Origin of the sequence: Streptomyces sp. NPDC060198, from assembly GCF_042728415.1 — a bacterium.
In the GTDB taxonomy this organism is placed as follows: Bacteria; Actinomycetota; Actinomycetes; order Streptomycetales; family Streptomycetaceae; genus Streptomyces.
In genome coordinates this window covers 1-4,705 of the sequence record NZ_JBHWZJ010000471.1, presented here as the reverse complement: position 1 = coordinate 4,705, position 4,705 = coordinate 1, and the positions used below count along the sequence as shown (strand labels likewise).

General features: G+C 68.4%; 4 protein-coding genes. All 4 read right to left on the bottom strand.

Annotated elements, in window-relative coordinates; translation table 11 throughout:
- Positions 1-63: 63 nt before the first annotated feature.
- Genes ACFWEP_RS31840 through ACFWEP_RS31825 form a run of 4 tightly spaced genes read right to left on the bottom strand, consistent with a single transcriptional unit; the run spans position 64 to position 4,567 of the window.
- Positions 64-1,443, bottom strand: coding sequence for a GH1 family beta-glucosidase (locus ACFWEP_RS31840; protein ID WP_387375343.1), 1,380 nt, complete (start codon positions 1,441-1,443; stop codon positions 64-66).
- A gap of 9 nt (positions 1,444-1,452) precedes the next feature.
- Positions 1,453-2,316, bottom strand: coding sequence for a carbohydrate ABC transporter permease (locus ACFWEP_RS31835; RefSeq protein ID WP_328718759.1), 864 nt, complete (start codon positions 2,314-2,316; stop codon positions 1,453-1,455).
- A gap of 5 nt (positions 2,317-2,321) precedes the next feature.
- The gene (locus tag ACFWEP_RS31830) at positions 2,322-3,293 is read right to left on the bottom strand and encodes a carbohydrate ABC transporter permease (protein WP_387375341.1); all 972 of its coding nucleotides are present in this window, start codon (positions 3,291-3,293) and stop codon (positions 2,322-2,324) included.
- An 11-nt stretch (positions 3,294-3,304) separates the two neighbouring features.
- Positions 3,305-4,567, bottom strand: a complete 1,263-nt coding sequence (locus ACFWEP_RS31825) for an ABC transporter substrate-binding protein (protein ID WP_387375340.1) — start codon at positions 4,565-4,567, stop codon at positions 3,305-3,307.
- Between the last annotated feature and the right edge of the window lie 138 nt (positions 4,568-4,705).

Here is a 4,705-nt window from a genome sequence, read left to right as displayed (position 1 = left end):
CCAACACGCCGTACGGCCCCGCATCCGATGGCTCCGGGGGTCAGGACCCGGAGCCGGGCCCCGCTACTTCCGGTGAGCCTTGATCAGCTCCTGGTACCAGCGGTAGCTGTCCTTCGGGGTGCGCTCCTGGGTGTCGTAGTCGACCCGGATGATCCCGAACCGCTTCGCGTAGCCCAGCGCCCACTCGAAGTTGTCCAGCAGCGACCAGACGTAGTAGCCCTGGACGTCCACCCCGGCGTCCATGGCGGCCTTGAGGGCCGTCAGGTGGTCGCGCAGGTACTCGACGCGGTCCGTGTCGTGCACGGCGCCGTCCTCGTCGACGGTGTCGAACTCGGCCGAGCCGTTCTCCGTGATGTGGACGGGCGGCAGGGCCTCGCCGTAGGTCTTCTTCAGATCCGTCAGCAGATCGGTGAAGGTCTCCGGCACGACGGGCCAGCCCATCGCGGTGCGGCGGACGTCCGGGTACTCCGTCTCGCGGAGCCGGTTGTCGGTCGCCACCCGCAGCGCCGGGTCGGCCTCGCGGTACGGGGCGTCCGCGACGACGATCGGGCGGTAGTAGTTGATGCCCAGGAAGTCCAGCGGCTGGGAGATCAGCTCCAGGTCGCCGTCGAGACGGAAGTCCTGGTTGGTGATCAGCTCACCCCAGGTCTCCTCGTCGCTCGCCGGGTAACGGCCCGCGAGGATCGGCTCGGTCCACACCAGGTTGTGCTGGGTGTCCGCGCGGAGCACCGCGCCCCGGTCCGCGTCGGTGTCGGCGGCCGGGAGGTTGCGGTCCAGGTTGAGAGTGATGCCCGCCTCGCGGACGCCCGCGGCGCGCAGCTCCTTCATGGCCAGGCCGTGGCCGACCAGCAGGTGGTGGGCGGCGGCCAGCGCGCCGGTGCCCTCCTTGGCGCCCGGGGCGTGCCGGCCCACCGAGTAACCGAGGAAGGCGCTGCACCAGGGCTCGTTCAGGGTGATCCAGCGCGGCACCCGGTCGGCCAGGTGCTCGGCCATGATCGCGGTGAACTCGCCGAAGCGCTCGGCCGTCTCGCGCACGCGCCAGCCGCCCTTGTCCTCCAGGGCCTGCGGGAGGTCCCAGTGGTACAGGGTGGCGGCGGGCTCGATGCCCGCTTCGAGCAGGTTGTCGACCAGGCGCGAATAGAAGTCCAGGCCCTTGGCGTTGGCCGGGCCGCTGCCGGTCGGCTGGATGCGCGGCCAGGCTATGGAGAAGCGGTACGAGTCCACGCCCAGGTCGCGCAGGAGCGCCACGTCCTCGGGGTAGCGGTGGTAGTGGTCGCAGGCCACGTCACCCGTGTCGCCGCCGTCCGTACGTCCCGGCGTGTGGCTGTAGGTGTCCCAGATGGAGGGGCCGCGGCCGTCCTCGGTCACCGCGCCTTCGATCTGGTACGACGCGGTGGCCGCACCGAAGACGAAACCCGGAGGGAAGACAGGGAACTCACTCATGAAAAGCCCTTACTTGACCGAGCCGCCGGTAATCCCGGCGGCGATGTACTTCTGGGACAGGACGAGCAGCACGGCAGCCGGGATCGCCGACAGAACCGCCGCGGACATGACCGAGCCCCAGTCTCCGACGTGCGCACCGATGTACTGGTAGATGCCGAGGGTGATCGGCTTCACGTCGTCCGTGGTGTTCAGTGTGAGGGCAAACATGAAATCGCTCCATGCGTACAGGAACGAGAACAGCCCCGCCGTGATCAGGGAGTTGCGGCTCATCGGCAGAACGACCTGGACAAAGGTACGGAACTTGCCCGCGCCGTCGACCTCCGCCGCCTCGATGACCTCGCGCGGGATCGCCACCATGAACGAGCGCATCAGCACGATCGCGAAGGGGATGCCCAGCGAGGCGTCCGCCAGCATCAGACCGGCGTACGAGTTGACCAGCCCCAGGTCCACGTAGGCGCTGTAGAGGGCGTTGGCGATGACGATGCCGGGGACCATCTGCGTGATCAGGGTGCCGAACACGACGGTCTTCGTGCCGCGCAGCTTGAACTGGGCGAGCCCGTAGGCGGCCGGAGCGGAGAACGCGAGGCAGATGACCACGGCGCCGAGCGCGACGCCGAGCGAGGTCAGCAGGTGCCCGCCCTGCTCCTTGAACGCGTCGCTGAAGCCAGAGAAGTCCAGGCTGTGCGGGACCGGGGAGACCTCCAGCAGACCCGACTCCGGCTGGAGGGCCGTGTTGACCATCCAGTAGAGCGGGAAGAGCATCACGCAGAGGATGACGATCCCGATGATCATCGCGCCCCAGTGGCGCTTCGGCTTGTTCTCGGCCGGCCCGCCCGCGGTACGGGCCGAAACGGCGGGAGTGGTGGTCGCCATGCCGTTCACTTCCCCTCGTTGCGGTTGGCCCGCAGGTAGAACACCGCGAAGACCGCGGAGATCAGGATCAGGATGTTGCCGACCACCGCGCCCGCGCCGAAGTCCAGCTGGGCGAAGGAGTTCTGGTACGTCAGGGTGCCGAGCGTCTGGGTGGAGTCGGCGGGACCGCCGTCCGTCAGGGCCAGGACCAGGTCCAGGATCTTGACGGTCGACATGAAGCCCAGCACCAGCACCACGGTGATGACCGGCTTGAGCAGCGGCAGGGTGATCGAGCGGAACTGGCGCCAGGCGGAGGCACCGTCCAGCGAGGCCGCCTCGTACATCTCCTTCGGGACCTCCTGGAGGCCGCCGTAGAGGATCACCATGTTGAACGGGATGCCGATCCAGATGTTCACCATGACGACGGAGATCAGCGCCATGCCGGTGCTGCTCAGCCAGGGGGTGTCACCGGCGCCGAACAGGCCCAGGAAGGAGTTGAGGACACCCGTGTCCTGGTCGAGGATGCGGCGCCAGACGACACCGGAGACGACCATCGGGACCAGCCAGGGCAGCAGGATCAGCGACCGCAGCACCCCGTTGAGGGGGAAGCGGCGGTTGAAGAACACCGCGAGGGCGAGGCCGATGCAGAACTGCCCGATCAGCGAGCCGATCGTGAAGAGGATGGTCTGCCACAGGGCCTTGCCGAACAGATCGTCCTGGAAGACGTTCCGCCAGTTGTCGAACCCGTTGAAGGGCGCCTCACCCGTGAAGAAGGTGGACGGCGTGTAGTGCTGGAAGCTCATCACGACGTTGCGGACGAGCGGGTAGCCGAAGAACAGCAGCATGAAGATCACGGCGGGGGCGATGAACCCCCACTGGGCCAGCGTGCGGCGGAGCTTGAGGGAGCCCGGCTTCGGGCTCTTCGCCGCGGGGGCCGCCGCGGGTGCGGAGGTCGCGGGTGCGGAGCCGGCAGGTGCGGAAGCAGCGGTGGATGACATGTTCAGATACCTCAGTTCCCGCTCTCGACACGCTGCTGGGCGTGGTGGAGGGCCGACTCACTGGACTGCCCGGTGAGGGCCGACTGGAAGGCGCTCTGCAGCGCGAGCGACACGGAGGTCCAGCCGGAGCCGAGCTGCGCGGTGCGCGAGCGGGCGGTGGCCACCTGGTCGGCGAGCGAGCTGAGCGACGGCACCTTCGTGCGCCACACGGCGGCGGCCTTCTCGTTGGCCGGGATCATCCAGCTGTTCAGCGCGTAGGTGACCTCCTCCTGCTCGCTGGTCATGCAGTTGACGATCTTCGCCGAGGTCTTCTCCCGCGCGGTGTCCCCGACGTCCGGGATGGTCAGCATGCCGCCGCCCAGCGGACCCACCGAGTCGTCGCCGGCCTTCGGGACCGGGATCTGCGCGATGCCCCAGTGCAGGTTCTTCTTCGTGTTGAGCGTCTCGACCTGCCACGGGCCGTTGATCATCATGGCCGCGTTGCCCGCCATGAACTGGTCGTTGACGTCGGCCTGCGTCCAGTTGACCGTGGACTTGGAGAGGGAGCCGTCCTTGAGGAGGGACTTCCAGTAGTCCAGGGCCCCGACCACCTCGGGCGAGTCGAGGTCGGTCTCGTCGCCGCCGTTGGACCACATGAACGGCGTGAACTGGTAGACACCGTCCTCCGCGCCGCCCGCGCTGAGCGCGACGCCGTAGCTCCCCTTCTTGGTGAGCTTCTTGGCGGTCGCCTGCATCTCGGCCCAGGTGGTGGGCACCGGCAGGCCGGCCTTGTCGAGGATGTCCTTGTTGTAGAAGAGCGCGAGGGTGTTCACCGTGCGCGCCGCCCCGTAGTACGTGCCCTTGTACGAGCCGTAGTCGAGGATGCCCTCGGGGATGTCCGCGGTGGAGACGCCCAGCTTCTTCAGGTCCAGCAGACCACCGGTCTCGGCGAAGGTCGGCATCTCGGAGCCGTCGAACTGGATGATGTCGGGCAGCGACTTCGAGGAGGCCATCCGGAGCGACTTCGTCATGACCTGCGCGGCCGGGACGGACTGCTGCTCGATGGTGACGCCCAGCTGCTTGCTGCAGCGCTTCAGGGTCGCGGCGTCCCAGCCGTGGTACGAGTCGTCCGTCGAGGAGTTCAGGACGGTGAACACGCTCGCGTCCCGCTGGGAACCGCAGCCCGAGAGGGCGACGGCGCCGACGAGCGCGGAGACAACGGTGAGCGGGACGATGACCCGCCGGTCGAGACGGCGGCGCCGCTGGCGCGATCCGTCCGTTATGTGTGCTGTCACGGGGGTGCCCTTGCGTGGGGAGTGGGCCGGGCTCCCGGAGACAACTGTGTCCCCGGGAGTTGGAGTGAGGCTCCGGGTACGGGTCCGGCTGGTTCCGTACCCGGCGGGGGGTGCCCCGCGCGACCGCGCGCGGGGCAC

Bases quoted from the DNA above. Each gene is read 5' to 3' on its own strand.
- ACFWEP_RS31830 (WP_387375341.1), bottom strand. From the start codon at position 3,293: ATGTCATCCACCGCTGCTTCCGCACCTGCCGGCTCCGCACCCGCGACC.
- ACFWEP_RS31840 (WP_387375343.1), bottom strand. From the start codon at position 1,443: ATGAGTGAGTTCCCTGTCTTCCCTCCGGGTTTCGTCTTCGGTGCGGCC.
- ACFWEP_RS31835 (WP_328718759.1), bottom strand. From the start codon at position 2,316: ATGGCGACCACCACTCCCGCCGTTTCGGCCCGTACCGCGGGCGGGCCG.